This is a genomic window from Vibrio sp. 1562 (genome assembly GCF_033340155.1).
Taxonomy (GTDB): Bacteria; Pseudomonadota; Gammaproteobacteria; order Enterobacterales; family Vibrionaceae; genus Vibrio; species Vibrio alginolyticus.
On the sequence record NZ_JAWOVY010000174.1, the window covers coordinates 1 to 889 of the forward strand.

At 44.3% G+C, this 889-nt stretch carries 1 protein-coding gene; it reads right to left on the minus strand.

Features of this window, described 5'->3' with window-relative positions:
• A partial coding sequence (gene mtgA, locus R7Z49_RS23975; RefSeq protein WP_318112224.1) for a monofunctional biosynthetic peptidoglycan transglycosylase occupies window positions 1-637 on the minus strand: 637 nt, incomplete at its 3' end.
• Between the last annotated feature and the right edge of the window lie 252 nt (window positions 638-889).

Below are 889 nucleotides of genomic sequence, written 5' to 3' on the forward strand. Positions count from 1 at the left end.
CCCATCTTGTGCGGCGAGCAGTGTAATCACTTTGTGGATAGACTTTGATTCGATATGGATTTGGCAACACCACGGCTAAACGCGCTGCTTGCCACTTCGAGAGTTGCTTTGCACTGACACCAAAATAATTCTGCGCCGCCGCTTCAGCGCCGTAAATACCGGGACCAAATTCAACCACATTTAGATACACTTCGAGAATGCGCTCTTTACTCCACATCAGCTCCATCAGCAAGGCAAAGTAAAGCTCATAAGCCTTGCGAACGTAGGAGTGAGAAGGAAACAAAAACACATTTTTCGCGGCTTGTTGGGTAATAGTGCTCGCGCCTCTCGACGGACCATGATCACCTGCCTCGGAAATCACGTCGAATAGCGACTCGAAATCGACACCATAATGATGAGGGAATTTTTGGTCTTCGGTCGCAATCACCGCTAACTGCATATTTTTTGAAATACGTGACAAGGGTACCCATTCGTGTTGGCTGCTGTCTGGATAGTTCTTTGGTGGCGCAACAATGCGGCTTAACTTCCATCCCCATATTGGTGGATCGACATATTTCACCACACCAACCAAAACGATTGGGGCAATCAGTAATATCAACACCATTTTAAACAGAAATGACTTAAGCCTTTTCAACATGTGTGGTTCCCCAATGCATTAGCGATTGATGATAAACAAACCAGCGAGCTTGCCTGATTCAATCAGGAACAACAAGTGTTCGAGGTAAAAAATAGGTCAAAAAAAACCCGATTTACATTGTAAAACGGGCTTAGAATTTGATTAGACTGAATTATTTATTCAGCTTGTAGAACACGGTTGAAAGTGGTGGTAAACGAAGCTCAAGTGATTGAGGCAGTGATTCACTTTCGACTTTTTCCGTTTTCACACTGG